This window comes from Rhizobiaceae bacterium, from assembly GCA_023953835.1.
In the GTDB taxonomy this organism is placed as follows: domain Bacteria; phylum Pseudomonadota; class Alphaproteobacteria; order Rhizobiales; family Rhizobiaceae; genus Mesorhizobium_G.
This window is the reverse complement of record JAMLJB010000001.1, coordinates 2,184,059-2,211,058: the sequence shown is the minus strand read 5'-3', so window position 1 is coordinate 2,211,058 and position 27,000 is coordinate 2,184,059. Positions and strand designations below refer to the sequence as shown.

At 63.0% G+C, this 27,000-nt stretch carries 30 protein-coding genes; 16 read left to right on the top strand and 14 right to left on the bottom strand.

The genetic code is table 11. The features are described 5' to 3' along the window. Window positions 1-843 (top strand): MoxR family ATPase, encoded by an 843-nt coding sequence (locus M9924_10460; protein MCO5064830.1) that lies wholly within the window; start codon window positions 1-3, stop codon window positions 841-843. A gap of 2 nt (window positions 844-845) precedes the next feature. Then, window positions 846-1,289 (top strand): GNAT family N-acetyltransferase, encoded by a 444-nt coding sequence (locus tag M9924_10455; GenBank protein ID MCO5064829.1) that lies wholly within the window; start codon window positions 846-848, stop codon window positions 1,287-1,289. On the opposite strand, the gene M9924_10450 is transcribed toward M9924_10455, so the two are convergent. After that, entirely contained in the window at window positions 1,267-1,713 is a 447-nt protein-coding gene (locus M9924_10450; GenBank protein ID MCO5064828.1) for an HNH endonuclease, read from the bottom strand. The two genes, M9924_10455 and M9924_10450, sit on opposite strands and share 23 nt — an antisense overlap. A gap of 45 nt (window positions 1,714-1,758) precedes the next feature. On the opposite strand from M9924_10450, the gene M9924_10445 reads away from it, so the two are divergent. Next, a complete protein-coding gene (locus tag M9924_10445) occupies window positions 1,759-2,949 on the top strand; it encodes a VWA domain-containing protein (GenBank protein MCO5064827.1) in 1,191 nt (396 codons plus the stop codon). On the opposite strand, the gene M9924_10440 is transcribed toward M9924_10445, so the two are convergent. Together M9924_10440 and M9924_10435 are read right to left on the bottom strand one after the other, a co-directional pair. After that, a complete protein-coding gene (locus M9924_10440; GenBank protein ID MCO5064826.1) occupies window positions 2,950-3,582 on the bottom strand; it encodes an NrsF family protein in 633 nt (210 codons plus the stop codon). It lies immediately after the preceding gene. Further along, the gene (locus M9924_10435) at window positions 3,579-4,100 is read right to left on the bottom strand and encodes a sigma-70 family RNA polymerase sigma factor (GenBank protein MCO5064825.1); all 522 of its coding nucleotides are present in this window, start codon (window positions 4,098-4,100) and stop codon (window positions 3,579-3,581) included. Before M9924_10435 ends, M9924_10440 begins: the two co-directional genes overlap by 4 nt. Before the next feature lie 191 nt (window positions 4,101-4,291). Here M9924_10435 and M9924_10430 point away from each other — a divergent pair, with 191 nt between their 5' ends. Genes M9924_10430 through M9924_10415 form a run of 4 tightly spaced genes read left to right on the top strand, consistent with a single transcriptional unit; the run spans window position 4,292 to window position 6,733 of the window. Next, a complete protein-coding gene (locus M9924_10430) occupies window positions 4,292-4,567 on the top strand; it encodes a DUF2282 domain-containing protein (GenBank protein MCO5064824.1) in 276 nt (91 codons plus the stop codon). Window positions 4,568-4,624: 57 nt separating this feature from the next. Next, window positions 4,625-5,479, top strand: coding sequence for a DUF692 domain-containing protein (locus M9924_10425; protein MCO5064823.1), 855 nt, complete (start codon window positions 4,625-4,627; stop codon window positions 5,477-5,479). A 1-nt stretch (window position 5,480) separates the two neighbouring features. After that, the gene (locus tag M9924_10420; GenBank protein MCO5064822.1) at window positions 5,481-6,242 is read left to right on the top strand and encodes a putative DNA-binding domain-containing protein; all 762 of its coding nucleotides are present in this window, start codon (window positions 5,481-5,483) and stop codon (window positions 6,240-6,242) included. Next, window positions 6,239-6,733, top strand: coding sequence for a DoxX family protein (locus tag M9924_10415; GenBank protein MCO5064821.1), 495 nt, complete (start codon window positions 6,239-6,241; stop codon window positions 6,731-6,733). The genes M9924_10420 and M9924_10415 overlap by 4 nt, the downstream gene beginning before the upstream one ends. On the opposite strand, the gene ugpC is transcribed toward M9924_10415, so the two are convergent. From ugpC to M9924_10390, 5 genes are all read right to left on the bottom strand, one after another. After that, the gene (gene ugpC / locus M9924_10410) at window positions 6,692-7,735 is read right to left on the bottom strand and encodes a sn-glycerol-3-phosphate ABC transporter ATP-binding protein UgpC (GenBank protein ID MCO5064820.1); all 1,044 of its coding nucleotides are present in this window, start codon (window positions 7,733-7,735) and stop codon (window positions 6,692-6,694) included. The genes M9924_10415 and ugpC overlap by 42 nt on opposite strands. 8 nt (window positions 7,736-7,743) lie before the next feature. Continuing rightward, a complete protein-coding gene (gene ugpE / locus M9924_10405) occupies window positions 7,744-8,592 on the bottom strand; it encodes a sn-glycerol-3-phosphate ABC transporter permease UgpE (GenBank protein ID MCO5064819.1) in 849 nt (282 codons plus the stop codon). Window positions 8,593-8,617: 25 nt separating this feature from the next. Continuing rightward, window positions 8,618-9,502: a sn-glycerol-3-phosphate ABC transporter permease UgpA gene (ugpA, locus tag M9924_10400; GenBank protein MCO5064818.1), complete on the bottom strand. Its 885-nt coding sequence runs from the start codon at window positions 9,500-9,502 to the stop codon at window positions 8,618-8,620. Window positions 9,503-9,602: 100 nt separating this feature from the next. Then, window positions 9,603-10,898 carry a sn-glycerol-3-phosphate ABC transporter substrate-binding protein UgpB gene (gene ugpB, locus M9924_10395; protein ID MCO5064817.1) on the bottom strand — a complete coding sequence of 432 codons (1,296 nt, stop codon included), beginning with the start codon at window positions 10,896-10,898 and terminating at the stop codon, window positions 9,603-9,605. A gap of 173 nt (window positions 10,899-11,071) precedes the next feature. Then, window positions 11,072-11,767, bottom strand: coding sequence for a TlpA family protein disulfide reductase (locus tag M9924_10390; protein ID MCO5064816.1), 696 nt, complete (start codon window positions 11,765-11,767; stop codon window positions 11,072-11,074). A 30-nt stretch (window positions 11,768-11,797) separates the two neighbouring features. On the opposite strand from M9924_10390, the gene argH reads away from it, so the two are divergent. The 4 genes from argH (at window position 11,798) to M9924_10370 (ending at window position 17,406) form a co-directional block, all read left to right on the top strand. Next, entirely contained in the window at window positions 11,798-13,198 is a 1,401-nt protein-coding gene (argH, locus tag M9924_10385; protein MCO5064815.1) for an argininosuccinate lyase, read from the top strand. A gap of 61 nt (window positions 13,199-13,259) precedes the next feature. Then, complete coding sequence (locus M9924_10380; protein MCO5064814.1) at window positions 13,260-13,466, top strand: lipoprotein; 207 nt, start codon at window positions 13,260-13,262, stop codon at window positions 13,464-13,466. Window positions 13,467-13,480: 14 nt separating this feature from the next. Continuing rightward, the gene (gene lysA / locus M9924_10375) at window positions 13,481-14,749 is read left to right on the top strand and encodes a diaminopimelate decarboxylase (GenBank protein ID MCO5064813.1); all 1,269 of its coding nucleotides are present in this window, start codon (window positions 13,481-13,483) and stop codon (window positions 14,747-14,749) included. Between the two features lie 128 nt (window positions 14,750-14,877). Next, window positions 14,878-17,406 carry a TIGR02302 family protein gene (locus tag M9924_10370; GenBank protein ID MCO5064812.1) on the top strand — a complete coding sequence of 843 codons (2,529 nt, stop codon included), beginning with the start codon at window positions 14,878-14,880 and terminating at the stop codon, window positions 17,404-17,406. Window positions 17,407-17,678: 272 nt separating this feature from the next. On the opposite strand, the gene M9924_10365 is transcribed toward M9924_10370, so the two are convergent. Genes M9924_10365 through M9924_10350 form a run of 4 tightly spaced genes read right to left on the bottom strand, consistent with a single transcriptional unit; the run spans window position 17,679 to window position 20,691 of the window. Next, window positions 17,679-18,044 carry a response regulator gene (locus M9924_10365; protein ID MCO5064811.1) on the bottom strand — a complete coding sequence of 122 codons (366 nt, stop codon included), beginning with the start codon at window positions 18,042-18,044 and terminating at the stop codon, window positions 17,679-17,681. A 46-nt stretch (window positions 18,045-18,090) separates the two neighbouring features. Beyond that, window positions 18,091-18,993 carry a CBS domain-containing protein gene (locus tag M9924_10360; GenBank protein MCO5064810.1) on the bottom strand — a complete coding sequence of 301 codons (903 nt, stop codon included), beginning with the start codon at window positions 18,991-18,993 and terminating at the stop codon, window positions 18,091-18,093. Then, a complete protein-coding gene (gene aroB, locus M9924_10355; protein ID MCO5064809.1) occupies window positions 18,990-20,111 on the bottom strand; it encodes a 3-dehydroquinate synthase in 1,122 nt (373 codons plus the stop codon). The genes M9924_10360 and aroB overlap by 4 nt, the downstream gene beginning before the upstream one ends. Next, window positions 20,098-20,691, bottom strand: a complete 594-nt coding sequence (locus M9924_10350; protein ID MCO5064808.1) for a shikimate kinase — start codon at window positions 20,689-20,691, stop codon at window positions 20,098-20,100. The genes aroB and M9924_10350 overlap by 14 nt, the downstream gene beginning before the upstream one ends. Before the next feature lie 114 nt (window positions 20,692-20,805). Here M9924_10350 and M9924_10345 point away from each other — a divergent pair, with 114 nt between their 5' ends. The 5 genes from M9924_10345 (at window position 20,806) to M9924_10325 (ending at window position 24,697) form a co-directional block, all read left to right on the top strand. Beyond that, window positions 20,806-20,970 carry a histidine kinase gene (locus tag M9924_10345; protein ID MCO5064807.1) on the top strand — a complete coding sequence of 55 codons (165 nt, stop codon included), beginning with the start codon at window positions 20,806-20,808 and terminating at the stop codon, window positions 20,968-20,970. After that, window positions 20,967-21,890 carry a site-specific tyrosine recombinase XerD gene (locus M9924_10340; GenBank protein ID MCO5064806.1) on the top strand — a complete coding sequence of 308 codons (924 nt, stop codon included), beginning with the start codon at window positions 20,967-20,969 and terminating at the stop codon, window positions 21,888-21,890. The genes M9924_10345 and M9924_10340 overlap by 4 nt, the downstream gene beginning before the upstream one ends. Before the next feature lie 85 nt (window positions 21,891-21,975). Beyond that, complete coding sequence (locus tag M9924_10335) at window positions 21,976-22,926, top strand: acetyl-CoA carboxylase carboxyltransferase subunit alpha (protein ID MCO5064805.1); 951 nt, start codon at window positions 21,976-21,978, stop codon at window positions 22,924-22,926. 158 nt (window positions 22,927-23,084) lie between these two features. Further along, a complete protein-coding gene (locus M9924_10330) occupies window positions 23,085-24,443 on the top strand; it encodes a hypothetical protein (GenBank protein MCO5064804.1) in 1,359 nt (452 codons plus the stop codon). 11 nt (window positions 24,444-24,454) lie between these two features. Then, the gene (locus tag M9924_10325) at window positions 24,455-24,697 is read left to right on the top strand and encodes a sulfurtransferase TusA family protein (GenBank protein ID MCO5064803.1); all 243 of its coding nucleotides are present in this window, start codon (window positions 24,455-24,457) and stop codon (window positions 24,695-24,697) included. On the opposite strand, the gene M9924_10320 is transcribed toward M9924_10325, so the two are convergent. After that, window positions 24,698-25,786, bottom strand: a complete 1,089-nt coding sequence (locus tag M9924_10320) for a GTP-binding protein (GenBank protein ID MCO5064802.1) — start codon at window positions 25,784-25,786, stop codon at window positions 24,698-24,700. Next, window positions 25,783-26,934, bottom strand: a complete 1,152-nt coding sequence (locus M9924_10315; protein ID MCO5064801.1) for a D-alanyl-D-alanine carboxypeptidase — start codon at window positions 26,932-26,934, stop codon at window positions 25,783-25,785. Before M9924_10315 ends, M9924_10320 begins: the two co-directional genes overlap by 4 nt. Window positions 26,935-27,000: the final 66 nt, after the last annotated feature.

Sequence of the window (27,000 nt, the reverse complement as noted above, 5' to 3'; positions counted from 1 at the left end):
ATGCGCTTTGAAGGCACCCGCGACTATGTTGCGGACAAAGACCTGATGGTGGCAGTGAACGCCGCAATCGCGCTGGAGCGGCCTTTGCTGGTGAAGGGCGAGCCCGGAACCGGCAAGACCGAACTCGCACGGCAGCTCGCCTCGGCGCTCGGTCTCGACCTGATCGAATGGCACGTCAAATCCACGACACGCGCCCAGCAGGGCCTCTATGAATATGATGCCGTGTCGAGGCTGCGCGACAGCCAGCTTGGCGATGCACGGTTCAACGACATCCACAACTACATCAAGCGCGGCAAGCTGTGGGATGCGTTTGCCTCGGACAAAAAGGTGGTGCTTCTGATCGACGAGATCGACAAGGCGGACATCGAGTTCCCGAACGACCTGCTCCAGGAACTCGACCGCATGGAATTCTTCGTCTACGAAACCGGCGAGACGATCCGTGCAGAGCAAAGGCCCATCGTCATCATCACCTCGAACAATGAGAAGGAACTGCCGGACGCATTCCTGCGCCGCTGCTTTTTCCACTATATCCGCTTTCCCGACTTGGACACGCTTCAGCGCATCGTGGAGGTGCACTATCCGGGCATCAAGCAGAACCTCGTGCGCGCCGCGCTGAACCAGTTCTACGAAATCCGTGAGGTGCCCGGCCTGAAAAAGCGGCCTTCGACCTCCGAAGCACTGGACTGGATAAGACTGCTGGTTGCCGACGACATCGAACCCGCGGACCTGCGGGGCGACGCGAAGAACGCGCTGCCGCGTCTGCACGGAGCACTGCTCAAGAACGAGCAGGACGTGCATCTGTTCGAGCGGCTGGCGTTCATGGCCCGCCGCCAGGGTAGCTGACCATGGGCGTCGAGGTCCGGGCATTGTCCGAGGGCGACCATTCACAATGGCGCAGGCTGTGGGCAGCCTATCTGGAATTCTACAAGACGAACCTGCCGGACGAGGTTTTTGAGACGAGTTGGCAACGTTTGTTCGCAGAAGGCGAATTCGAGCCGCGCGGCCTGATCGCAACGATAGGCGGCGAGCCGGTCGGCCTCGTGCACTATCTTTTTCACCGCTCCATGTGGTCGATCGAGGGCAACTGTTATTTGCAGGACCTCTACACCTCGGTCGAGGCACGCGGCAAAGGTGTCGGAGCAGCACTCATCGAGGCGGTCAGGCAGGCAGCCGCCGAGCGCGGCGTCACCAATGTCTACTGGATGACCCACGAGACGAACCAGACAGCGCGGGCGCTTTACGACCGCGTGGCGCGCCGCACCGGCTTCATTGAATATGATCTGCTTTGAGACTTGGCCGCACCGAAATACCGGCTGAGGAAACGGACAGGCTGAGAGCGGTCCTGATGGCTGAAATGCCCGCGACGGCCCACAGCGCCTCGATCGGCCAGCAATGATCGGCAGGCAAGGCGCGTTTCACCTTGAGGTAGTCGCTGTCCAGAAACTCCGCGAGAAACTTCTTGCCCTTGGCCTCGTTGCAGGCGCGGCAGGCGGGAATGGTCAGGCGTCCGCCGCGATGCGCTTTTGCGATGACATGGTCTCGCGTGGCCTGCTGGCCCGGCGTCGTTCCCTTGCCGCACCAGCGCTGCATGCCGATGCCGCAATAGGCGCACCAGTTGCGGCGATCATCCTGCCACCAGTCGCCAAGTGCCTGATAGGCCACGCGGTTCAGCGTTTCGAGGCTGCTCAAATCCATGGTGACCGGATAAACCAACCGCGCTAAGATTCCGTGGAAGCGATAGGGACAAGTTTATCGTTTATGTTCATACCTTTTTTCCTCGAATTGAAGGCTGCGCGGGTTCCCGTCTCGCTGCGGGAATATCTGACCCTGCTGGAAGGCATGCAGTCTGACCTCGTCACCTACGACGTGGAAGGCTTCTACTATCTGGCGCGGGCGGCCTTGGTGAAGGACGAACGGCACATCGACCGCTTCGACCGCGTGTTCGCGCATGTGTTCCGGGGCGTCGAGGCCGTATCGGGCCAGGCGGGCATCGACGTTGCGAACCTGCCGGAGGAATGGCTGCGGCGGCTGGCGGAAAAGCACCTGACGGAGGAAGAGAAAAAACTTGTCGAGGCGCTGGGCGGCTTCGACAAGCTCATGGAGACCTTGAAGAAACGGCTCGAAGAGCAGAAGGGACGCCATCAGGGCGGCAGCAAATGGATCGGGACGGCGGGGACATCGCCGTTCGGGGCCTATGGCTACAATCCCGAAGGCATCCGCATCGGTCAGGAGACCAGCCGCCATCGTCGCGCGGTGAAGGTGTGGGACAAGCGCGAGTTTCGCAATTTCGACGATTCGGTCGAGCTTGGCACGCGCAACATCAAGGTGGCGCTGAAGCGCCTGCGCCGCTGGGTGCGCGACGGCGCGGTGGAGGAACTGGACCTGCCGGGCACGATCCACGCCACGGCGGAACATGGCTATCTCGACGTGCAGACGCGGCCCGAACGCCGCAATGCGGTGAAGCTGCTGATGTTCTTCGACGTGGGCGGTTCAATGGACGATCATGTCCGCGTCGTCGAGGAACTGTTTTCGGCGGCGCGCGCCGAGTTTCGCCAACTCGAATTCTTCTACTTCCACAACTGCCTCTATGAGGGCGTGTGGAAGGACAATCGCAGGCGTCACGCCGAAAAGATTCCCACTTTCGACGTGCTGCACAAATACGGGCACGACTACAAGGTGATCTTCGTCGGCGATGCCGCGATGAGCCCCTATGAAATCGTCACACCCGGCGGCTCGGTCGAGCACTGGAACGAGGAGGCCGGCGCCGTCTGGCTGCAACGCGCCAGGGCGCAATGGCCGGATGCGGTGTGGATCAATCCCACCCGGCACGAGCATTGGGGCTATTCGCATTCGACCAGCCTGATACGCGACCTGTTCGGCGGGCGCATGTATCCGCTGACGCTGGAAGGGCTGGACACCGCTACGCGCGAGTTGTCGCGCAGGCATTGACTACCAGCGCAGCAGGAAGCGTCCTGCAAGGGCGCCGAGCACGGCAAGGCCGGTAATGGCGAGCGTGTACCAGGTCGCAACGAAAAGAGGCGAATCGTCCGTGCAATGCGCGGCATAGAAAGTGGCGGCGATACCACCTGCGAGAACCCCGGCGACCGCCCCCGCCAGCGCAGGGCGGGTTGGCGCTCCGTAGCGCAGCGCGGCAAGGAAAATCGCCAGCGGACCAAGGCCGATCAGCGGAATGAATGTCATGCAAAGCATCGCATTCGTGCCGATCCAGGCAGCCTCGCGCGAAGCGGGAGAAAGCACGAGCAATTCCAGAAGGGCCGCAATTCCGACGACGGCGGGTGCCGCGAGCAGGACAACCGCGCTTCCTCGTTCGCCCGGCCGCGCCAGCGGCAGAAACAGCGAGGCCGCGCTGAGCGCCAGCACGACCGTCACGACGAACTTGAAGGGAAAGCGCATGGTGCCCATGGCAATTGCGATGTCGGGGCGCGGGCCGAGCATGGCGAAAAACGCCAGCGCCGCCGCAAGGATGGCGGCGATGAAGGCGAGCTTCAGGACAGTTGCAAGCGAGGCGCCTTGCGCCGGGCTGTCTGTCTGCAATGCGTGGATCAGTTCGTCGGTCTTCATGTTTCGCCCCGCCCGAACCTGGCCGCAAGCGCCTTCAACCCGCGATGCAGCGCGACGCGCACCGCCGTTTCGTTCATGCCGAGCTTTGCCGCCGTTTCGCCGATGCTGTTGCCATCGACGGAAATGGACGAAACCACGGATCTCTGTCCGGCGGGCAGCGCATCGAGCACGCGGCCAAGGTCGCGTTCGCTGAGCGATTCCTGAGGCTCCGGCGCAGCGATCATATCCCGGAAATCATCGATATCGACATCCACGCGCCGGCCGCGCCTGCGCCACGCATCGATCAGCTTGTAGCGCGCGATCGCATAGAGCCACGGCAGCACGGCGGCGTCCTGCCGCCATGTATGGCGCTTGAGATGAATGGCCAGCAAGGTTTCCTGCACCACGTCCTCAACATCGGCCCCGCCTTGCGTCTTGCGCCCCACGAAACCACGCACCAGCGCGGCCGTGCGACGCAGAAACTCGGCATAAGCCTTCTCGTTACCGCCGAGCGCGGCCCGCAGCAAACCGGCCAACATGGCTTCGGTATCGGCGTCCACGCCCAATCGCTTTCCTTCTATTCGCGTTTCGCCGCCATTTGTTACGCACAGCGTGGCCCTTAGCCAACCCGCCCGCAGAAAAAATTCCATCCGCTGTAACAAGCGCGTCGAGACTGGCGAACCCTTGCTTGTGAGGCAACCGACCTCGCCAACTGAAAGAGGAGATTTCCATGAACCGCAATACGATTGCGCTGGCGCTGGCCGGCTCGCTTGCGTCCGCTCTCGCTGCTTCGGCAGCCCCGCTTCCCGCCGAAAAGATGGTCGGCATGGAGAAGTGCTACGGGATCGCGCTGAAGGGGCAGAACGACTGCGCCGCCGGCGCCGGAACCACATGCGCGGGAACCTCCGCAACGGACTACAATCCAGCGGCCTGGAAGGCCGTTCCGGCAGGAACCTGCACGACGATGGAAGTCGACGGGCACAAGGGCATGCTCGAACCGATGTGATCGCAGGATTACGGGGAGCCTTTCCGGCTCCCCTTTTTCACGAATGGAGGCCGGACAATGGACAATCGCACCCTACCGTTGCGCGCAGGCGTCGGCCTGAAGCCGGAGCACTATGGCGAGATCATCGAAACACAGCCGGATGTCGGCTTTTTCGAGGTTCATGCCGAAAACTACATGGGAGCGGGCGGGCCGCCGCATCGCTATCTCGAGGCGATTGCCGGGCGCTATCCATTGTCGCTGCACGGCGTCGGGCTCTCCATCGGCTCGGAAGGACCGCTGGACAAGGCGCATCTCGCGCGGCTCAAACATCTCAATGAGCGTTACGCGCCCGCCAGTTTCTCCGAACACCTGGCATGGTCCACGCATGAGTCCGAATTCATGAACGACCTGCTGCCCCTGCCCTACACGCAAGCCTCCCTTCGTCGCGTGGCAGACCATGTCGATGAGGTACAGCAGGCGCTCGGTCGCCGCATGCTGCTGGAAAATCCCTCGACCTATGTGCTGTTCGAGGAAAGCACCATCGACGAGATCGACTTTCTCGAAGGGATCGCCGCACGCGCCGGATGCGGGCTGCTTCTGGACGTTAACAACGTCATGGTGTCGGCGGTCAATCACCGTCTCGATCCCTATGCTTATATCGACCGGTTTCCGCTGCATCTGGTCGGCGAAATTCACCTCGCCGGGTATGACGAAGCATTCGATGGCGCGGGCGACCGGCTGTTGATCGACGCGCATGGCAGTGCCGTGCTGGACGACGTTCTGGCGCTCTATCGCCACACGGTCGCGCGCGGCGGTGCGAAGCCGACGCTGGTGGAGTGGGACAACAACATTCCCGACTGGCAGACGCTCTTTGCCGAGGCGGTCAAGGCCGACGCGATACTGACCGACGCCCAGGTGCGAAAGGTCGCCTGAAATGGCCGCGATCACGCAATCGCAATTTGCCGCAGCACTTTTCGCGCGCGAAGCCGCGCCGCCCGGATTGACGACCGCGCGCGGGGAGGCTGACGCGAGCCGCTTTGCCGTCTACCGCAACAACGTGGCCGTCGCGCTGATCAAGGCGCTTGAAGGCCGGTTTCCCGTGACCCGGCGCGTCGTGGGCGACGGTTTTTTCCGTATGATGGCGCACGCGTTCATCGAGAAGAACAAGCCGAGCTCGCCGCTGATTTTCGAATATGGCGCTGAGATGCCGGATTTCATTTCAGGTTTCGAGCCTGCCCGCCAACTGTCCTATCTGCCCGACCTTGCACGGATCGAGGCCGCTTGGACCAGCGCCTATCATGCCGCGGAAGCGCCGGTCGTCACAGCGGCAGATCTGGCAGCCATTGCGGACGACCTCGCCGGGTGTCGCCTCGTCGCGCATCCCTCGACTTTCCTGATTGCAAGCGCCCACCCGGCAGGGTCCATCTGGGCCGCCAACCAGGCATCGGACGTCGCGCCACTACAGACGTATGGCCCCGAAACGATCCTTGTCGCGCGGCCGTTCGCGGACGTTCACGTTCATATTTTGCCAGCGCAGGACACGGCATTCGTGCAGCACCTGTTTGCGGGCCACAGCCTTGGCGACGCGGGGCAAGAGGCGCTGTCCCGGAACGAACGTTTCGATTTCGGGACAGCGCTTGTCGGTCTGGCTTCGCTGGGCGCATTCACTTCCATTCAGACCGGGAGGACCCGATGAGCACCTATCCCGAAGCAACGCCGCTCGGCGGCTCGCTGCTTTGCCGCGCGCAATCCCTGCTGGCCTCCATCCCGGCTTCGATTCCCCTGCTCGCGCTGCGTGTGGCGCTCGCCGTGCCGTTCTTCAAATCGGGGCTGACGAAGTGGGACGGATTCCTGACCCTTTCCGGCGGCGCACAATATCTGTTCTCCCAGGAGTTCAAACTTCACATTCTGGGCGCCGAATATCCGTACCCGTTCCCGATGCTCATGGCCTATGCCTCCGGCATTGCCGAAATCACGCTGCCGATCCTGCTTGTGCTCGGGCTGGGAACGCGATTCGCGGCGCTCGGCCTGCTGGCAATGACCGCGATCATCCAGCTTACCGTACCGGAGGGATGGGCGAATTTTCACCTTCCATGGGCCTCGATGGCGTTGACCCTTGTTGTGTTCGGCAGCGGCAGATTCGCACTAGACGCGCTTGCCGGCAGCGTCAAACCAGTGAAGCATTGACTGCGGGACGGATACGGTGAGCTTACCGCCAAGCTCTTGCGAGGAGCGCCCGGCGACGCGCACAACCACGCGCTGGCCGGCGGCTGCGCAATAGAGGAAGCTCTCCGCGCCGACCGGTTCGACACCCTCGATGACCGCAGCGAGCGCCAGTCCACCCTTGGCCGCCTTTGCATCGACATCTGCATCCTCCGGGCGAAAGCCCAGTGTGACCGCACCGGCAGGAGGGGTAAGCGAAAGTGCAGCGCCGTCCGCCAGCCTACCCTCTTTGAGTGGCAGAAGGTTCATGGGCGGCGCGCCGATGAAACCGGCGACGAAGGTGGATGCGGGCCGTTCGTAGATGTCGAGCGGATTGCCCATCTGCTCGACCTGCCCCGCATTCATTACCAAGAGAATGTCGGCCAGCGTCATCGCTTCGAGCTGGTCATGCGTAACGTAGACGGAGGTGACGCCCAGCGCGCGCTGGAGGTTCTTGATCTCGACGCGCATCTGGCCGCGCAGCTTCGCGTCCAGATTGGACAGCGGCTCGTCGAAGAGGAACACCTTTGGCTGGCGCACGATGGCGCGCCCCATCGCGACGCGCTGCCTCTGGCCACCGGACAGTTCGCGCGGGCGGCGGTCGAGAAGATGCGACAGTTCGAGGACCTTCGCCGTCTCGCGCACCCGCCTGTCGATCTCGTCCTTCGGCGTGCCGCGATTGCGCAGGCCGTAGGCCATGTTGTCGTAGACCTTCATGTGCGGGTAGAGCGCGTAATTCTGGAACACCATCGCGATGTCGCGCTCGGTCGGGCCGATGGCGTTCACCACCTTGCCGTCGAAGGCGCATGTGCCCTCGGTGATCGTTTCCAGCCCCGCGATCATGCGCAGCAGCGTGGACTTCCCGCAGCCGGACGGCCCAACCAGCACGCACAGCGCCTTGTCGGGTATGGCGATGGAAACGCCTTTCACTGCCTCGACACCGCCGGGATAGACCTTGCGCACGTCCTTGAGATCGACAGTCGCCATTCACACACTCACTTTTCCGTCTCGACCAGGCCGCGCACGAACCAGCGCTGCATCAGCACGACCACCAGGATCGGCGGGACGATGGCCAGCATGGCCGTCACCATGACGAGGTGCCATTCGGTGTCGGCGTCGGCGAAGGACACCATCTTCCTCAGCGCGATGACGATTGTGTTCATCTGGTTGTCGTTGGTGACAAGCAGCGGCCACAGATATTGCGTCCAGCCATAGATGAACAGGATCACGAACAGCGCCGCTATATTCGTGCGCGAGAGCGGCAGCAGGATGTCCTTGAAGAAGCGGAACGGCCCTGCCCCATCGACCCGCGCGGCCTCGACCAGCTCGCCCGGAATGGTCAGGAAGAACTGCCGGAAAAGAAGCGTCGCCGTGGCCGACGCGATCAGCGGCACGATGAGCCCGGCATATGTGTCGATCAGCCCGAGATCAACCATCACCTTGTAGGTCGGCAGGATGCGCACCTCCACGGGCAGCATCAGCGTGATGAAGATGATCCAGAAGAAGGTCATGCGCAGCGGAAACCGGAAGAACACAATGGCGTAGGCCGACAGGATCGAGATGACGATCTTGCCGAGCGCGACGCCGAGCGCCACCACCGTCGTGTTGAACAACAGGGTCGAGACCGGCACACCGCCGATGCGCCCCACCCCACCGAACAGCGCCTCGGAATAATTTTCGAGGAAGCGGTCGCCGGGCAGCAGCGGCAGCGGCGGACGCAGGATCGTTTGCAGCGAATGGGTGGACGCCACAAATGTGTAGTAAATCGGAAAGGCGACGATGACGATGCCGGCGATCAGCACGGCATGCGCGACATAGATGCCCGCCCGCGACTGGCCGATCATCAGCTTGTCGGCGCCACTCGATGGCTCAGCCATAGTGCACCTTCCTCTCCACATAGCGGAACTGGATGGCCGTGAGCGCGATGACGATTGCCATCAGGATCACCGATTGCGCGGCGGAATCGCCGAGGATCAGATTGACGAACCCGTCATTGTAGACCTTGTAGACCAGCGTCTCGGTGGCCTTGCCGGGACCGCCCCCGGTGACGGCGTGGATGATGCCGAACGTGTCGAAGAAGGCGTAAACCGTGTTCACCACCAGCAGGAAAAAGGTAGTCGGCGCCAGCAGCGGGAACACGATCGTCCAGAATCGCTTGAACTCGCGCGCGCCGTCGATTGCCGCGGCCTCGATGAGGGTTTTCGGAATGGCCTGCAGGCCAGCCACGAAGAACAGGAAATTGTAGCTGATCTGCTTCCACGCCGCCGCCATGACCACCAGCACCATGGCCTGGTCGCCTTTCAGCAGGGGGTCCCATGCAATGCCCATCCAGCGCAGCCCATAGGCCAGCGAGCCGATGGAGGGATTGAACAGGAACAGCCACAGCATGCCCGCAATGGCGGGCGCGACCGCATAGGGCCAGATCAACAGCGTGCGATAGAGATTGCGGCTGCGCACCACCTTGTCGGCCATCACCGCAAGCACAAGCGCGACAACCATGGAAAGCAGCGCGGTCGAGATGGAAAACACCGCCGTGACGTGAATGGAATTGATGTAGTTGGGGTCTGAAAGAACGCGCTTGAAATTGTCGAACCAGACGAATTGCGATTTCAGGCCGAAGGGATCTTCCCTGAGCATCGACTGGTAAAGCGCCTGGCTGGCCGGCCAGTAGAAAAACACCAGCGTGATCGCCAGTTGCGGAGCAACCAGCAGGTAGGGAAGCACCTTGTTCGGAAAGACCACGCGTGGGGTCAATGAAAACCTCGTTAACCGGGATGGAAATGACGCTCGCCAGCCTGCCGGTACCCTCTCCCTTCAAGACGGGAGAGGGTGAGGCGCGGGATCAACGCCAGCTTTACTGCGTCGCTTCCTTGATTGCCGCGTTGCCGCGCGCAACAGCATTGTCGAGCGCCTGCTGGGTCGTCTCCTGGCCAGCCAGCATCTTTTCGAACTCCTCGTTCATGATGTCGCGCACCTGCGGCAGGTTCGGCAGGCGAACGCCCTTGGAGTTTTCCGTTGGAGCCTTGCCCATCATCTGCTTGATCGGAATTTCGCGCGCGGGGTTCTTTTCATAGAAGCCGTCCGCCTTGGTCTTTTCATAGGCGGCAAGCGTCACCGGCAGATAGCCCGACACCTGATGCAGGCGCGCCTGAATGTCGGTCTGCGACAGGAAGTTGAAGAACGCGGCGACCGCCTTGTATTCTTCGTCGGACTTGCCGCCGAACACCCAGAGCGACGCGCCGCCGGGGATCGTGTTCTGCGGCTCGGTGTCATAGGGCAGCATGCCGGTTCCGTAGTTCATGCCCGACTTCACGATGTCGCCAAGGCCGCCCGACGATTCGGTGAAGATGCCGCATTCGCCCGCAAGGAAGATCTGCTTCGCCTCGGAAGTGCGGCCGCCATATTTGAACGTGCCGTCCTTGGCGAGGTCAGCCAGCGCCTGGAAGTGCTTCACGAATGGCTCGGAATTGATTTTCAGTTCCACGTTCGGCCCGGCGATGCCGTTTTCCTGCGTGCCCCACTGGTAGTTGTTCCACGCGGCATAATTTTCCGTGTGAATCCAGGTGAGCCATGTCGAGGTGAAGCCGCAAGGAGCAGCACCCGAGGACTTGATCTTCTTCGCCGCATCCCACACCTCGTCCCATGTCTTCGGCGGGTTGTCGACGTCCAACCCGGCCTTCTGGAAGATGTCCTTGTTGTAGTAGAGGATCGGCGAGGACGAATTATAGGGAAACGACAGCATCGTACCGTCCGGCTTCGAATAATAGGCGACGATGCCCGGCAGGTACTGGCTCTTGTCGAACGGCTTGCCGCCCATGGAGAGGATGTCCGCCACCGGCTTGATCGCGCCTTCCGCCGCCATCATCGTGCCGGTGCCCGCGTCGAACACCTGGATGATGTTGGGAGCCTGCTTGGCGCGGAAGGCCGCGATGCCGGCATTGAGCGTCTCGGGATAGGTGCCCTTGAACACGGGGGTGACCTTGTAGTCGCCCTGGCTTTCGTTGAACTCCTTGGAAAGCTGCTCGACGACTTCGTTGTTTGCGCCGGTCATCGCATGCCACCAGCTTATTTCGGTGACGGCATAGGCGGAGGTGGTGGAGAAAATGGTGAATGCAGCGGCAAACCCGGCCGCAAAGCCTGTAACTTTCATCGATCACTCCCTAATCTCGTTGGGATGAAGGGAGGCCGATCATCAAGCTGGGCCGCCCCGACAACCAAGGCGAGTATTCCCGGATTGTGACGGTCGCACAATAAATTTGTTTCCGTTTTGTGAAACAGCTAACAAAATCCAAGTTTTCCAAGGAAAAGTGACGTAAGGGAAGGTTAGCCGCCTAACGCCTTTTCGATCAACCTGTGCGCGTCCGGCCCGGACCATTCGGCGGGTCCGTTCATGCTGGCGACAAGACATCCACGCGGATCGATGAGCAGTGTGACCGGAAGGCCGAGCGCGAGGCCCTGCTTCTTCAGGTCCTCGAAAAGGGCCAGCGTGTTCTCTCGATAATAAGCCAGCGACTGCACGCCGGTTTCTTCCAGAAATTTGCGCGGCTTTGTATCGTCGCCCGTGTCGACATTGACCGCGACGACCTCGAACCTCTCGCTACCCTTGTCACGCTGGAGCGCATCGAGCGCCGGCATTTCGGCGCGGCACGGCGCACACCACGTGGCCCACAGGTTCATGAGAACGGTCCTGCCGGAAAAGTCGCCGAGCGTCATCGGCTTGCCCTCGGGCCCGTTGAACGAAAGCGAGGCGAGCGAGCGCGGCGGATCGGCGGGAAGCATGGCGGCGACATCGCCCGTTGCGGCGGCGGCCACGGTCTTCGCCTCGTCGGCGGCAGCCGCGCAGGCGGTGTCTTGCGGCGCGGGCGCAGTGCTGGCAGCTTGCGGCGCGTCGGCTGGCATGTTGCGTTCCGGCCCGCCGGTGACATATACGGCAACCGCGCCGGCAGCCAGACCGGCGACCGCGGCGAGCGCGATCAGCCGCAGTGAAGGAAACAATCTGGTCTGCTTGTCATCGGACATGCGGTCAATTCTCCGTAGCGGGTTATAGCAATGAGCGACAAGAAGACCAGCAACCAGATGTGGGGCGGACGTTTCGCCTCAGGTCCGGCCGCGATCATGGAAGCCATCAACGCCTCCATCGGCTTCGACCGCAAGCTTTACCGGCAGGACATTCAAGGCTCCGTCGCCCATTCCCGAATGCTTGCCGAAAAAGGCATCATTTCGGCAGCCGACCAGAAGAAGATCGAACAGGGGCTGGGCGAAATCCTTGCCGAGATCGAAGCCGGCACATTCGAGTTTTCGACGAAGCTCGAGGACATTCACATGAATGTCGAGGCGAAGCTGGCGGAAAAGATAGGAGCGGCGGCGGGCAGGCTGCACACGGCGCGCTCGCGCAACGACCAGGTGGCGGTCGATTTCAGGCTGTGGGTCAAGGACGAGACGCTGCGCGTGGCAGCGGCTCTCAAGGATTTGATCTCGGCCTTTCTCGACCGCGCGGAAGAGCATGCCGCCACGGTGATGCCGGGCTTCACCCATCTGCAGACCGCGCAGCCCGTGACCTTCGGCCATCACTGCATGGCCTATGTGGAAATGTTTTCGCGCGACATGTCGCGGGCGACCGATGCGGCGGAACACATGAACGAAAGCCCGCTGGGCGCCGCCGCCCTTGCCGGCACCGGCTTTCCGATCGACCGGCATATGACGGCTGCAGCGCTCGGCTTCCGCGAGCCGACGCGCAACTCGCTGGACAGCGTGAGCGACCGCGATTTCGCGCTGGAGTTCCTGTCGGTGGCGGCGATCTGCGCGACGCACCTGTCGCGGCTGGCGGAAGAAATCGTCATCTGGTCGACGCCGCAATTCGGCTTCGTGCGCCTGTCGGACGGCTACTCAACCGGATCGTCGATCATGCCGCAGAAGAAGAACCCCGACGCCGCCGAACTGGTGCGCGCCAAGACGGGCCGCATCAATGGCGATCTGATCGGCCTGCTGACTGTGATGAAGGGCCTGCCGCTCGCTTATTCCAAGGACATGCAGGAGGACAAGGAAGCGGTGTTCGACGCCGCCGAAACGCTGGACCTGATGCTGGCCGCCGCGACCGGCATGGTGAAGGACATGACCGTCAATGTCGCCGAGATGAAGAAGGCCGCCGGTTCCGGCTATGCGACGGCGACCGACCTTGCCGACTGGCTGGTGCGCGAACTCGGCCTTCCCTTCCGCGAGGCGCACCATGTGACCGGCCGCGCCGTGGCGCTGGCGGAGGCAAGGAAGAAGCCGCTCGACAAGCTGTCGATTGCCGATTTCCGCTCGATCCACGACGGCATCACACCGGATGTGTTCTCGGTGCTCACCGTGCAGAACTCCGTCAGGAGCCGCACTTCGTTCGGCGGCACCGCACCATCTGAAGTGCGCAAGCAAATCCGCTACTGGCGCAAGCGACTTGCAAAAGGATAAGCTCGTGCAAGATGGAGATAATTCGGCTAGAAGCATCTGCGCATCGGACTGGGAAAAGCATATGAGCGGCAGCAGATTGTTGGTAGCGCTTGCGTTGATCGGCGCCGTGGCGGCATTGTCCGGCTGCGGGCGCAAGACCGCGCTCGACACGCCCTATCAGGCGTCCGTCGACGCCCGAAAAGACGCCCAGCGCAACAAGCAGCCCCTGCCGCCGGAACAGCCGAAACCGGTCGAGGACAGGCCGTTCATTCTTGACCCCCTTCTATAGCCGGACCAATTCCAGTGAACCATTTCGAGTATCGTGACGGCGTCCTCCATGCCGAGGATGTGCCTGTGCCGCAGATCGCGGCTGAGGTGGGCACGCCTTTCTACTGCTATTCCACCGCGACGCTTTCGCGCCACTACCGCGTGTTCAGCGAAGCCTTCGCGGGGCTGGATTCGCTGGTGTGCTACGCCATGAAGGCCAATTCCAACCAGGCGGTGCTGCGCACGCTGGCGCGGCTTGGCGCGGGCGCGGACGTGGTGTCCGAAGGCGAATTGCGCCGCGCGCTTTCCGCCGGGATTCCGGCTTCGAAGATCATGTTTTCCGGCGTCGGCAAGACCGCCCGCGAGATGGATTTCGCGCTGGAGGCCGGCATCCACTGCTTCAACGTCGAATCCGAGCCGGAACTCGACCTGCTTTCCAGGCGGGCGGTGGCCGCCGGGCGCACCGCGCCCGTTTCGGTGCGCATCAACCCGGACGTGGATGCCAAAACGCATCGCAAGATCGCAACCGGCATGGCGGAGAACAAGTTCGGTATTCCATGGCAGAAGGCAAGACAGGTCTATGCCCATGCCGGGAAGCTGCCGGGAATCAGGGTCGTCGGCATCGACATGCATATCGGCAGCCAGATCACCGACCTGCAACCTTTCGACGACGCCTTTGCGCTCCTGGCCGAACTGGTCGGCACGCTGCGCGCGGATGGCCACCAGATCGAGCATGTCGACCTCGGCGGTGGCCTCGGCGTGCCCTATCAGTTCGACAACAGCCCCCCGCCCCTGCCCGACGAATATGCGCGCATCGTGATGAAGCACACGACGGAGCTGGGCGTTAAGGTGATCTTCGAGCCGGGACGGCTCATCGCAGGCAATGCGGGCATCCTCGTCGCCGAAGTGATTTATGTGAAGGAAGGCGACGCCAAGAACTTCGTGATCGTCGATGCGGCGATGAACGATCTCATCCGGCCCACGCTCTACGAAGCCTATCACGAGATCCGCCCCGTTGTTCAGACGGCGGCGAGCGGCCCGCGCATCCGGGCCGATATTGTCGGGCCGGTCTGCGAGACCGGCGATTTCCTCGCGCAGGACCGGGACCTGCCCTTCCTGAAATCCGGCGACCTGATCGCGATCGGAACGGCGGGCGCCTATGGCGCGGTCCAGGCCAGCACCTACAACACCCGCCTGCTCGTGCCCGAAGTGCTGGTCGACGGCGACCGCTTCCATGTCGTGCGCGCACGACCGACCTACGAGCAGTTGATCGGGCTGGATTCAATCCCGGATTGGCTCGCATAGCGAATTTCTATTCCGGATTGAAGCGTCGCGGCCCCGTTCACGATTTCGCTATTCTGCCTCGCCAGCGCCCATATTGATGCTATGTTCGTCCGGACAGCGGGCCGATGCCGGGCCGCACTGGATGCTCGATGACGCAAGAGCCGACCGATACCGCACCGAGTGGCGAGACCGTGAAATCACTGCGCGGCTCACGCATGATCGTTCGCGCGACGATTATCGTGGAGCGGCTGTGGCCGCTGGTGCTGCCCTTCCTGCTGGTCGTGGCGCTTTATCTCAGCGCATCCTGGTTCGGGCTGTTTCGCGGGTTGTCCGAACCGGCGCGGCTGGCGTTGGCTGGAATATTCGTGCTTTGCGCGCTCGGCGCGCTGGCGCTGCTGCGGCATTTCAGGCTGCCGGATGCGGCTGAGGTCGACCGCCGTGTCGAAACGGCAAACAGGCTGGCGCACACGCCCGTGCAGGTTCAGTCCGAACGACCCGGCGGCGCGCCGGACGGATTCGCGGAAGCGCTGTGGCGCGAGCACCAGAAGCGCATGGCGGAAAAGCTGCGGGGTCTCGGAGGCGATACGCCGCGAACCGGCGTTCCCGAACGCGATCCATGGGCGATTCGTTCGGTGGCGGCGCTGTTGGTCGTGACGGCATTCGCCTTTTCATTGGGCTCCTCCGGCGGCAGCATCACCGACGCGTTCCGCCCCGGCGCGGGCGTCGCAACCGTTCCGCCGCGCATCGATGCCTGGGTCACGCCGCCCGGCTATACCGGCAAGGCACCGATCTTCCTGACCTCGGAGGCGCATCGCGACAGCAGGGAATTCACCGTACCTGCGGGCAGCGAACTGGCGTTGCGCGTGACGGGTGGCAGCGGCGAGGAAACGCTGGGCTACCTGACGCCTGCGGGTGAACGGATCATCGATCCGCAGGCGAAGGCAGCGGATGCACCGATCGATCCCGTCGCCGAGAGATCGGCCAACCGGCAGTTTTCGATGAAGGTTCGCGAGAACGGCTCCGCTCTTCTGCACAACGGAACGGCGGAACTCGCGCAATGGACCTTCACGGTCATTCCGGATACGCCGCCAATCATTCATTTCACCGAAGAGCCGACGCAGGCCCTCAACGGCACGCTAGAACTGCGCTACGAGATCAAGGACGATTACGGCGCGACCGCCGCCGAGGCGAAGTTCGAGCTGGCGGAACCTGCAGGACCGCAAGCGAAACCGCTCTATGGCCCGCCCGAACTGAAGCTGACCATCCCGCGCCGGGGCGCGACGCCGCCGACCGCGAAGGTGACTAAGGACCTGACCGAGCACGTCTGGGCCGGATCGAAGGTGCGCCTCACCTTGCAGGCGACCGATGCGGCAGGCCAGACGGCATTGAGCGAGACGAAGGAATTCATCCTGCCGGAGCGACCCTTTACAAATCTGCTCGCCAGGTCGGTGATCGAGCAGCGCAGGATTTTCTCCCTCGACACGAACCGGAAGAAGGACGCGCTCGATCTTATCGACGCGATCACCTTGCGACCGGAGGACACTTTCGACGTGCTGGCGCAATTCCTCGGCCTGTCGTTCGGGCGCGCGATGCTCGACAAGGCGGGCGACGACAACCAGCTTCGCGCTGCGTCCGATTATTTCTGGGAACTGGCGCTCGGCATCGAGGATGGCGAGTTGAGCGACGCGGAAAAGCGTCTCAAGCAGGCCCGCGAGGCATTGAAGCAGGCGCTTCAGCGCGGCGCGAGCGATCAGGAAATCGACAAGCTCATGAAAGAGCTGCGCGAGGCGATGAACCAGTATCTGCGCGAGTTCGCCGAACGCGCGCAGCGCGCGCCGAACCAGCAGGCGCAGCAGCCGAACGACCGCACATTGAGCGAAAAAGACCTCCAGAAGATGCTGGACGAGATCGAGAAGCAGGCGAAATCCGGCAATCGCGACGCCGCCGAGGAACTGCTCGCGCAACTCGAAAACCTGATGAACAATCTGCAGGCGGCCCGCCCGCAGCAGGGCGAAAACGGCCAGCAGAGCGAAATGCGCCAGCAGATGAACAAGCTCGGCGAAATCATGCGCCGCCAGCAGGAAATGATGAACGAGACGCACCGGCTCGACCAGCAGCAGCAATCAGAACAGGGCGAGCCCGGGGAGCAGGGCGAAAACGGCCAGCGCCCGATGACGCCGGAGGAATTTGCCGATGCCATGAAGCAGTTGCAGGAGGGCCAGGGCGGCTTGCAGCGCGAACTCGATCAACTCATGGAAGACCTGAAGGGCATGGGCATCAAGCCCGGCGAGGGCTTTGGCGAGGCGGGCAAGCAGATGGGCGAGGCGCAGGGCGCGCTTGGCCAGAGCGAAGGGGAACGCGCGACCGGCCATCAGGGACAGGCGCTCGAAGCGCTGCGGCGCGGCGCGCAGGACATGATGCAACAGATGCAGCAGGCGATGCAGGGCGATCAGGGCGAAGGCCAGCAAGGCACCCGCCAGCAAAGCTCGGACCGCGACCCGCTTGGCAGGCCGCGCGCCACGCGCGGGCCGGACGATGGCGACACGACGCGCGTGCCCGACGAAATCGACGCGCAGCGCGCCCGCCAGATCCTCGAAGCCATCCGCAAGAGGCTCGGCAATGCGCTCAGCCCGGAACTGGAGCGCAGCTACCTCGAACGCTTGCTGGAAATGCGCTAGGTCATGGACTCATAAATGCGGTTGAAATGGCACCTGAAACGGCAAGAAGCTGCGAGGAGAAGCGCGAAGGGCGATGGGGTTCCATCGTTCGAGCGGTTCGACGCGGCAGCTTGCCGCCGTTTCGGTGTCCTTCGGATGTGGCCCATCGGCCCGGCTACTTTGTCGGAAAGACTTGAAAATGCACCACATTTCCTGCGTCTTGCCTTCGCGTATCCGAACCGATGGCCTCACACCATTTCAATCGGATTTATGAGTTCATGACCTGGGGCGGATCAGGCCGCCAGCAACCTGGAAACCCGCGAACGGAAATCCGCAAGCGCAAACGGCTTGAGCAGCACGTCCTGAATGATGCCGCTCAATTCATCGGCGCGCTCCCGTTGGTCGGCATAGCCCGTGACCAGCATGATCTTGAGGCCCGGATAGGCGCGCGCGGCTTCCTTGGCCATTGCAATGCCATCCATTTCCGGCATGCGGATATCGGAAACGACGAGATCGTAGTCCGCCGAGCAGGCGTGAATGCGGTCCAGCCCCTCAGCGCCGTCCGTCGCCTCTTCGATGGTGTGCCCGATGTTCTTCAACGCGCGCGAGGTCATTGCGCGCACGGAGTCATCGTCTTCAACAATAAGTATCTTTGCCATGGGCAGAGTTATGCCGCGCAATCCTTGACGTTCCCTGAATGACCGGTCAGGCGCTCGCCGCCACGCTGCCGATGTCGCGGATGCGGATGCGCGTGATGCGGTTCTTCTGCCTGCGCATGACGACGAACCGCTTGCCGTGAAAAGTGAACGCCTGCTTTTCGTCGGGAATGGATTGCGCCTCATGGATGACCAGCCCGGCAATGGTCGTGGCCTCGTCGTCCGGAAGCGTCCAGCCGAGCGCACGGTTGAGATCGCGGATGGGCACCGCGCCGTCGACCACGATGGAACCGTCCGCCTCCTGCTTGACGCCCTGCACGTCGAGATCGTGCTCGTCGGCAATGTCGCCGACGATTTCCTCCATGATGTCCTCAAGCGTGACCAGCCCTTCGACCTCGCCATATTCGTCGACGACGATGGCGAAATGAGACTTGCGCCGCAGGAATGCGGCAAGCTGCTCCTCAAGCGAGGTGGTGTCCGGCACGAACCACGGCTTCATCGCGACTGCCATGATGTCCAGCTTGGAAAAATCGTTGCCCGCATCGTTCAGCGCGCGCAGCACGTCCTTGGCGTGCAGGACCCCGACAATATTGTCGAGCGAACCTTCCCACAGCGGCATCCGCGTGTGCGGACTGTTGAGCAGTGCGCGCACGATCTGCTCGGGTGGATCGGCGGCGTTGATCGAGCGCATGTTGAGACGGTGCACCATCACGTCGGACACTTCGAGTTCGGAAAGCTGGGCCAGCCCGTCGCGTGGCGCGGGGCCCCTGGCGTCGTCCTCCTGCGATTCCTCCGCCGGCGCGGAATGCTGGAGCGGACCGGCCTCCGAAGGTTTGCGCTTGCGGCGGCGGATCAGGCGGAACCCGAGCGCGGAGAGCAGCGGTCGCCCCAGGATCGCGGCAAGCGCCAAGACGACCAGAAGCGTAAGACCGGCTGCGCCGAGCGGCGTCATTGCGAAAGGTTCTCCTTCAGGAAGGACAGGACCTCGGATTGGGGCACGTCCTTGGCGATGAAAGACTGCCCGATGCCCCGCGTGAGAATGAACGTCAGCGCGCCGCGCGACACCTTCTTGTCCTGCGTGATGTAGTCGAGCAATTTTTCCGCACCCGGCAATTCTCCCGGAATATCGGACATGCGCCAGGGCAGGCCGACAGTCCGCAAATGCGCCTCGACGCGGGCCGCATCGTCGGGACTTGCAAGGTTCATCCGCGCCGAGAAGCGATGCGCCAGCGCCATGCCGATGGCGACGCCCTCGCCATGCACCAGCCGCGCGGAATCATAGGCCGTCGCGGCCTCGAGCGCATGACCGAAGGTGTGGCCGAGATTGAGCAGGGCGCGATCGCCGGTCTCGAACTCGTCGCGCGCCACGACATCGGCCTTGGCCCGGCAGGACTGGGCGATCGCCTCGGTGCGGGCAGCCCCGCCCGCGAACACGTCGCGCCAGTTGTTCTCCAGCCAGGCAAAGAAATCGGGCCGGTCGATCAGCCCGTATTTGGCGACCTCGGCATAGCCTGCCCGGAATTCGCGCGCGGACAGCGTGTTCAGCACATCGGTGTCGGCCAGCACGAGTTTCGGCTGGTTGAACAGGCCGACAAGGTTCTTGCCCTGCGGGCTGTTGATGCCCGTCTTGCCGCCGACCGACGAATCGACCTGTGCCAGCAGCGAGGTGGGCATCTGCACGAAGGGCATGCCGCGCCGCGCAATGCCTGCCGCGAAACCGGCAAGGTCGCCGATGACGCCGCCGCCGAAGGCGACGACAAGATCGTTGCGCTCAAGCTTCGCGGCGATCAAACCCTCGACCACGCGTTCGAGCATGGAATAGCTCTTCGTCTTTTCTCCCGCCGGAAGCACGATGGGCGTGGCGGCGATGGAGGCGGATGCGAGGCTTTCGGTAAGCGCCTGCAAATGGTATGAGGCGACATTCTCGTCGGTCACGACAGCGGCGCGCGCATTGGGCCTGAGCGCGGCGATTTCCGCGCCGGCGCGCCCGACCAGCCCCGCGCCGATGCGGATGGAATAGGCACGCGCGCCAAGCCCGACTTCAATCGTCACCGGTTCAGACATTTGCACGCGCACTCCCGCATTCGCCGACAAGATGGGCGGCAATGGCGGCCACCACTTCGGCTGCGATCACGTCCTTGCCCGCATCGCGCGTGACGACCGTGATGTCCGCCGTCTGATAGACCGGATAGCGCTCGGCCATCAGCCGTTCCATGACACCGCGCGGGTTCGGATCCTTCAGCAGCGGCCTGTTCTGCTTTTTGGAAACACGATCCATCAGCAGGTCGATATCCGCCTTGAGCCAGACCGAAATCGCCCTTGCGCGGATCACGTCCCGCGTCTGCGCGTTCATGAAAGCGCCGCCCCCGGTCGAAAGCACGCGCGGCCCGTCTTCGAGCAGGCGCTGGATCACGCGCTGTTCCAGCGCGCGAAATTCGGGTTCGCCATAGCGCTCGAAAAGCTCGGGCACGGTCATGCGGGAAGCCTGCTCGATCTCATGGTCGCTGTCGGCGAATGGCAACCCGATGCCTAGCGCGACCTTGCGCCCGATGGCGGTCTTGCCCGCACCCATCAGCCCCACGAACACGATCGAGCGCCCGTTCAGCCGCGCATTGATCTGTTCCGCCGTTTCATTGCCGTCTGTCGTCATGCAGATGCTTTCGGCACGAAACGAATGGCTCGTCAAGCTGCGGGCGCGTCTTGAAATGGCCTTGGCATCAACCGATAAGGGCTGCGCTCAGCGAAACAGGCCGATTCGTCCACCATGCCGTCCCTATTCCGGTTTCTCACCGTCATCGCCATACTTGTCGGGCTTGCCTATGCGGCGATGTTCGCGCTTGCCGAATTCGTGACGCCGAACCAGGTGGAAATCAGCGACCGCGTGCCCCTCGACCTGCCGCCCGCGGGCCAACCGGCGACCGCGCCATGAGCAGCGCGCGCATCGACGCATTCCTTGAGATGATGAGCGCCGAGCGCGGGGCTGCGGAAAACACGTTGCAATCCTACCGACGCGACCTGGAAGACGCCGCGGAGCATGTGGGAGGACGGCTGGCCGAAGCATCCACCGAGCAGCTCCGTGACTATCTGAACGAGATCGCGGACCGAGATTTCGCGACATCGTCGCAGGCGCGCAAATTGTCTTCGCTGCGCCAGTTCTTCAAGTTCCTCTATGCGGAAGGGTTGCGCGCGGACGACCCGACCGGAACGCTTGACAGCCCCCGCCGCGACCGCGCCCTGCCGAAAACCATGAGCGAGGCGGAGACGACGCGCCTGCTCGACCGCGCGGCGCAGGAAGCGGCCGACACCGACCTTTCGGACGGTGCGAGACTGGCCGCGATCCGCATGCATGCGCTGGTGGAGGTTCTTTACGCGACCGGCCTGCGGGTCTCCGAACTGGTGGCGCTGCCGATCGGGGTCGCAACCCGCGACGACCGCTTTTTCATCGTGCGCGGCAAGGGCAACAAGGAACGCATGGTGCCGATTTCGTCGAAGGCGCGCGTGGCGATGCGCGCCTGGCTGGAGGTTCGGAAAAACATTGCCGCGTTCGCCGAAAACCCGTGGCTGTTTCCCGCAGGCTCCGAAAGCGGTTACCTGCCGAGGCAGGTTTTCGCGCGCGACCTCAAATCGCTCGCGGCACGGGTGGGCATCGCCTCGGCGAAGGTATCGCCGCATGTGCTGCGGCACGCCTTCGCAAGCCATCTGCTCCAGAACGGCGCGGACCTGCGCGCCGTCCAGCAACTGCTCGGCCATTCCGACATTTCGACCACGCAGATCTACACGCATGTTCTTGAAGAGAGGCTGGTCAGGCTCGTTCAGGATCATCATCCGCTTGCCGATGAGGCGGGCTGACGCTATGTCAGGCTGAATTTCGTTGCCCCGGCTCTTTCGCGGCACACCGCAGTAGATCGCCGAGAATTCATGGGTTCGCGCAGGCATGTATAATTATCTCGACTTCGAAAAGCCGGTCGCCGACCTCGAAGGCAAGATCATCGAGCTGAAAAAACTCGCCGAAAGCGGCGAGGCCGTCGATGTCGGCGACGAAATCGCGCGTCTTGAAAAGCGCTCGCAGGAAGCGTTGCAGGATGTCTACCGTTCGCTGACGCCCTGGCAGAAGGTTCAGGTGGCGCGCCATCCCGACCGTCCGCACTGCGTGGACTACGTCGCAAGCCTGTTTACCGATTTCACGCCGCTGGCGGGCGACCGGGTGTTCGGCGAGGATGCGGCCATCGTCGGCGGCTTCGGGCGCTTCCACGGGCAGCCCATCGCGGTCCTCGGGCAGGAAAAAGGCTCCGACACCAAAACCCGCCTCAAGCATAATTTCGGATCGGTGCGGCCGGAAGGCTATCGCAAGGCCGTTCGCATCATGGAAATGGCCGACCGCTTCGGCATTCCGCTGGTCACGCTGGTCGATACGGCTGGCGCCTATCCCGGCGTCGGGGCGGAGGAGCGCGGGCAGGCCGAGGCCATTGCGCGCTCCACCTCCGCCTGCCTTGGGCTGAAAGTGCCGTCCGTGTCGGTGGTGCTCGGCGAAGGCGGCTCGGGCGGCGCAATCGCCATCGCGACCGCGAATCGCGTCTACATGCTGGAGCACGCCATCTATTCGGTGATCTCCCCGGAGGGCGCGGCCTCGATCCTGTGGCGCGACACGACGCGCTCGAAGGACGCGGCCACGAACATGCGGATCACCGCGCGCGACCTGCTTGACCTCAAGATCATCGATGGCATCATTCCCGAGCCGCTGGGCGGCGCGCACAGGGGCCGCGAAAAGATCATCAAGGATACAGGAAAGCAGATCGACAAGGCGTTCAAGGAGTTGAGTTCGTCGAATGCCGACTTCCGCGAGCAGCGCCGCGAGAAGTTCCTGGCCATGGGCAGGCACCTCTAGGCCTCAAAGGTGCCACAAAATCGCCGTGTCCGTGGGCAAGTGAAGGCATGGTGGCTTTCGGGGTAACGGTAACCAGTTCTCAAGGTTAACGGGTTTAGCGTCACGGGAAATGCGCGGTGCCGGACAGGCAGCGCGGGGACAAAAGATCGAACGATACGATGGCAGCGAAACTGATCAAGGCCGGTGCATTGGTGGCGACCCTGTTGCTCGCCGCCGGCTGCAATGAAAAGTCCATATCGGGTATGGCCTCTCGCGGCCAGCCGCACATCTCTTCCAAAACCCTTGCTGAGATGAAGAAGCAGGGCATGCCGATCGGCTCCCCTGTCGTTGCGCGCGTCTTCAAGGAAGAAGCCAAGGTCGAGATCTGGAAGCAGAAGGGCAATGGCCGATACGGTCTGCTCGCGACCTATGACATCTGCAAATATTCCGGCCAGCTTGGCCCGAAATTCACCGAGGGCGACCGCCAGGCGCCGGAGGGCTTCTACACGGTCCGTCCCGGCCAGATGAATCCCAATTCGCAATATCATCTGTCGTTCAATATCGGATATCCGAACGCCTTCGATACGGCCCATGGCCGCACGGGCTCGAACCTGATGGTGCACGGGGCGTGCTCGTCCTCCGGCTGCTATTCGATGACGGACGGGCAGATCGAGGAAATCTACGCCATTGCGCGCGAGTCTTTCAAAGGCGGGCAGCAGGAATTCCAGATACAAGCCTATCCGTTCCGCATGACCGCCGCCAACATGGCCCGGTACCGCAAGGACTCGAATTTCGAGTTCTGGAAGAATCTCAAGGAAGGCTACGACGCATTCGAGATCACCAAGGTGCCGCCCAAGGTGGATGTCTGCGAAAAGCGCTATGTCTTCAACATGAACGCACCGCTCGGAACGAAGATTTCGCCGACCGGCGCATGCCCGACCCCGGCCATGTCCGACGCCATGGGCGTTGCCTACCAGTCGTACCAGCAGAAATATGAAGCCGCCTTCGCCGCAGCGATCGGCAAGGGCGCGCCGCCGAAGGATTCCATCAACGGCATCGAGGAAGCCAATCTGGTCAAGGACTGGACCAAGCGTCGCGCCCGCGGCGAGCGCATCACGATGGACCCGCCCTCGCTGGACGCCAACGGCAACCTCGTCGTGACCTCCCAGATGGGCCGCGCCAACAACGAGGCCGGGCGCAAGTTGGCCGCACAGGAGGCCGAGCAGGCCGAAAAGAAGCGCGAGGCGGACGCCCAGCTTGCCGCCGCCCGGCGCGCCGAAGAAGAAAAGGCCGCGCAGATCGCAGCCGCCAAACAGCAGGAAGAAGCCGCAAGAGCGATGGCCGAGGCGCAGGCCGAAGCAACCGCCGGCAACGCCGTGCAGGCGCCGGAGGCGACCTCCGCCATAGCGCCCGCCCCCGCGACACCGACCGCCGACCAGCCGGCGCAAAGCGAGGCGATGGCAGTAGCACCCGCCGAGGAGGGCTCCGGCGTGATCGGAAATGTGCGCAAGCGGCTGGGCAAGCTGTTCGGCGGCTGACGCAAAGCCGGATGGACGATACGCCGGTCTATGATCTCAAGGGATTGAACTGTCCCCTGCCCGTGCTGAAAGCGCGGCGGCGGCTGGCCGACATGCAGGCCGGAGCGCTTTTGTGGGTCGAGACGACCGACCCGCTGGCGGTCATCGACATCCCGGCCTTCTGCCGCGATACCGGACACAGGCTGGTTGATACCGAAGCGCTGCCGGACGGCCATCGCTTCCTCATCGAGCGCGGCTCCCTTACCGCGACGTGATTACCTGCCCGCAATTGCCAGCGGATTGTCTTCCATCGCCGCGCGATCCGGCTGATCGACGCCCGGCTGGTTGGTGACCGCGGCAAACAGCCGCCGCACATGGTCGGCGTTGAGGTCGAAGCCGATGACAACGAGGCGCGTGCCGCGTGTTTCGTCGGACCAGGCTGGCAGCCATGCGGGCGGATGAAATGTCTTCTGGACGGCATGCAGCACCAGCGGCCTGTCCGGTCGTTCCTGCACCTCAGCAATGCCTTTCAGGCGAAGCAGCTTGTCGCCATGCACATTGCGCAGAAGATCGAGAAAGGTCTCCAGCGCGCTGAACGGCAACGGCCCGTCATGGCGTAGCGAGAGCGACGATATGCGTTCGTCATGCGCCGAACCGTGATGGTGGTGATGATCGTGATGATGATGGTCGTGGTGATCATGCGTTTCGCCGAGCCAGCGGTTCACATCGGCGGTCTTGGTCGCGGGATCGTAGAGCCCGCAGGATGTCACGATCGGCGCAAGCTGTTCCGCGCGCGCGGAATAGAGCGCCGCGCCGGGATTGAGCTTTCGCAGGCGTTCCCGCAGCTCGGATAGATCGCTTTCATCGGCGAGGTCTTCCTTGCTGATGAGAAGGCGATCCGCAACCGCCACCTGCTTGACTGCCTCGGGATGCGCATCGAGCGTGGCGGCGCCGTTGACCGCATCGACCAGCGTGACCACGCCGTCCAGCCGGTAAGCCTCGACCAGCGCCGGATGGGCCATCAGCGATTGCAGCACAGGCACCGGATCGGCAAGCCCGGTGGTCTCGATGACGACGCGCCGCAGCCTGCCCGTCCGGCCCGTCTGCACGCGATCGACAATATCGGCCAGCGTATCGACGAGTTCGCCGCGCACGGTGCAGCACAGGCAGCCATCGGCCAGTTGAATGACGCCGTCCGAAGCCTGCTCGACCAAAAGGTGGTCGATCGTGACGTCCCCGAACTCATTGATGATGACCGCCGTATCGGCCATCGCAGGTTCCTTGAGCAGCCGGTTCAGCACGGTTGTTTTCCCCGCGCCCAGAAACCCGGTCAGCACCGATACCGAAATGGGATCGCTGCTCATTTGCGAAGCTCTCCCGCCGATCCGGCGTCGCCCTGCACAGGCGCGGAGAAGCCGGTGGGCGCGGGCAGGTCAGGCCGCCAAGATGGGATCGGCACGTCCGCAACATCCTCGTCGCTCTGGCCGCGCCGGGCGAGCGGTACGGGGCCGGTTGCACCGCCAAGCCCGACTTCCACAAGCCGGGGCGCATGGTCGAGCTTCTTCTTGAAGGGCGATTCCGGCTTTTCCTGCGCCTCCTCGCTCGGCTGGTCCTGCTTCTTGCCCTTGACCTGCGTCGGGCAGATGATCGGGCGCTGGTTAGCGGGTTCACGCGTCGCGTCTCCATAGAAAGGCAATGTCGAGACCGTCTGCGATCCGGCGTTCGGATTGGCGAAGCCAGCATCCAGCATGGCCGCCGCATCCATCGCGCGGCTTTGCGCATCCTTCGAGCCGAGCACGATGGCGACCAGTGTGCGCCCGTCGCGCGTCGCAGACCCAATCAGGTTGAACCCGGATTCGCAGACGAAGCCTGTCTTCATTCCGTCCGCGCCGTTGTAACGCCCGATGAGCAGGTTGTAGTTGGTCAGCGCGCGCTTGCCCGCGCGCAGGCCCTCGATCCTGTAATAATGGCTGTATTGCGGGAAATCACGGCGCAACGCCGAGACAAGCAGGGCCTGATCCCGCGCCGTCGTGAACTGGTCGGGCGCGAAAAGCCCGTTCGGGTTCACATAATGCGTGTCGGTCATGCCGAGCCGCACGGCCTCATTGTTCATGCGCTGCGCAAAGAGTTCCTGCGTGCCACCAACGTTTTCGCCAATTGCCATGGCGATATCATTGGTCGAGCGGACAAGCATCATCTTCAGCGCATTGTCGAGCTTGATGACCGAACCCGGCTGATACCCCATTTTCGCGGGTATCTGCGAAGCAGCTTTTTTCGACACGCGGATGGGCGAATCGAGCGTGAGTTCCCCCGCTTCGATGGCGCGGAACGTGACATAGGCGGTCATCAACTTGGTCAGCGAGGCGGGATACCAGCGCTGGAACGCTTCCTGATGATGGATGACGCGGCCGCTTTGCAGGTCGAAGAGCATGGACGGATTGGCAAGCGCAGGCGCACCCGCAAGGAGCGCCGCACCGACGAGCAAGAACCGCAGGAATGAGACAGGTTGCATTCGCATTTCCGATACCGCATTGCCGGAACGCCGGACGGAATAGTTGGCAAGGCACTTCCGGCGACG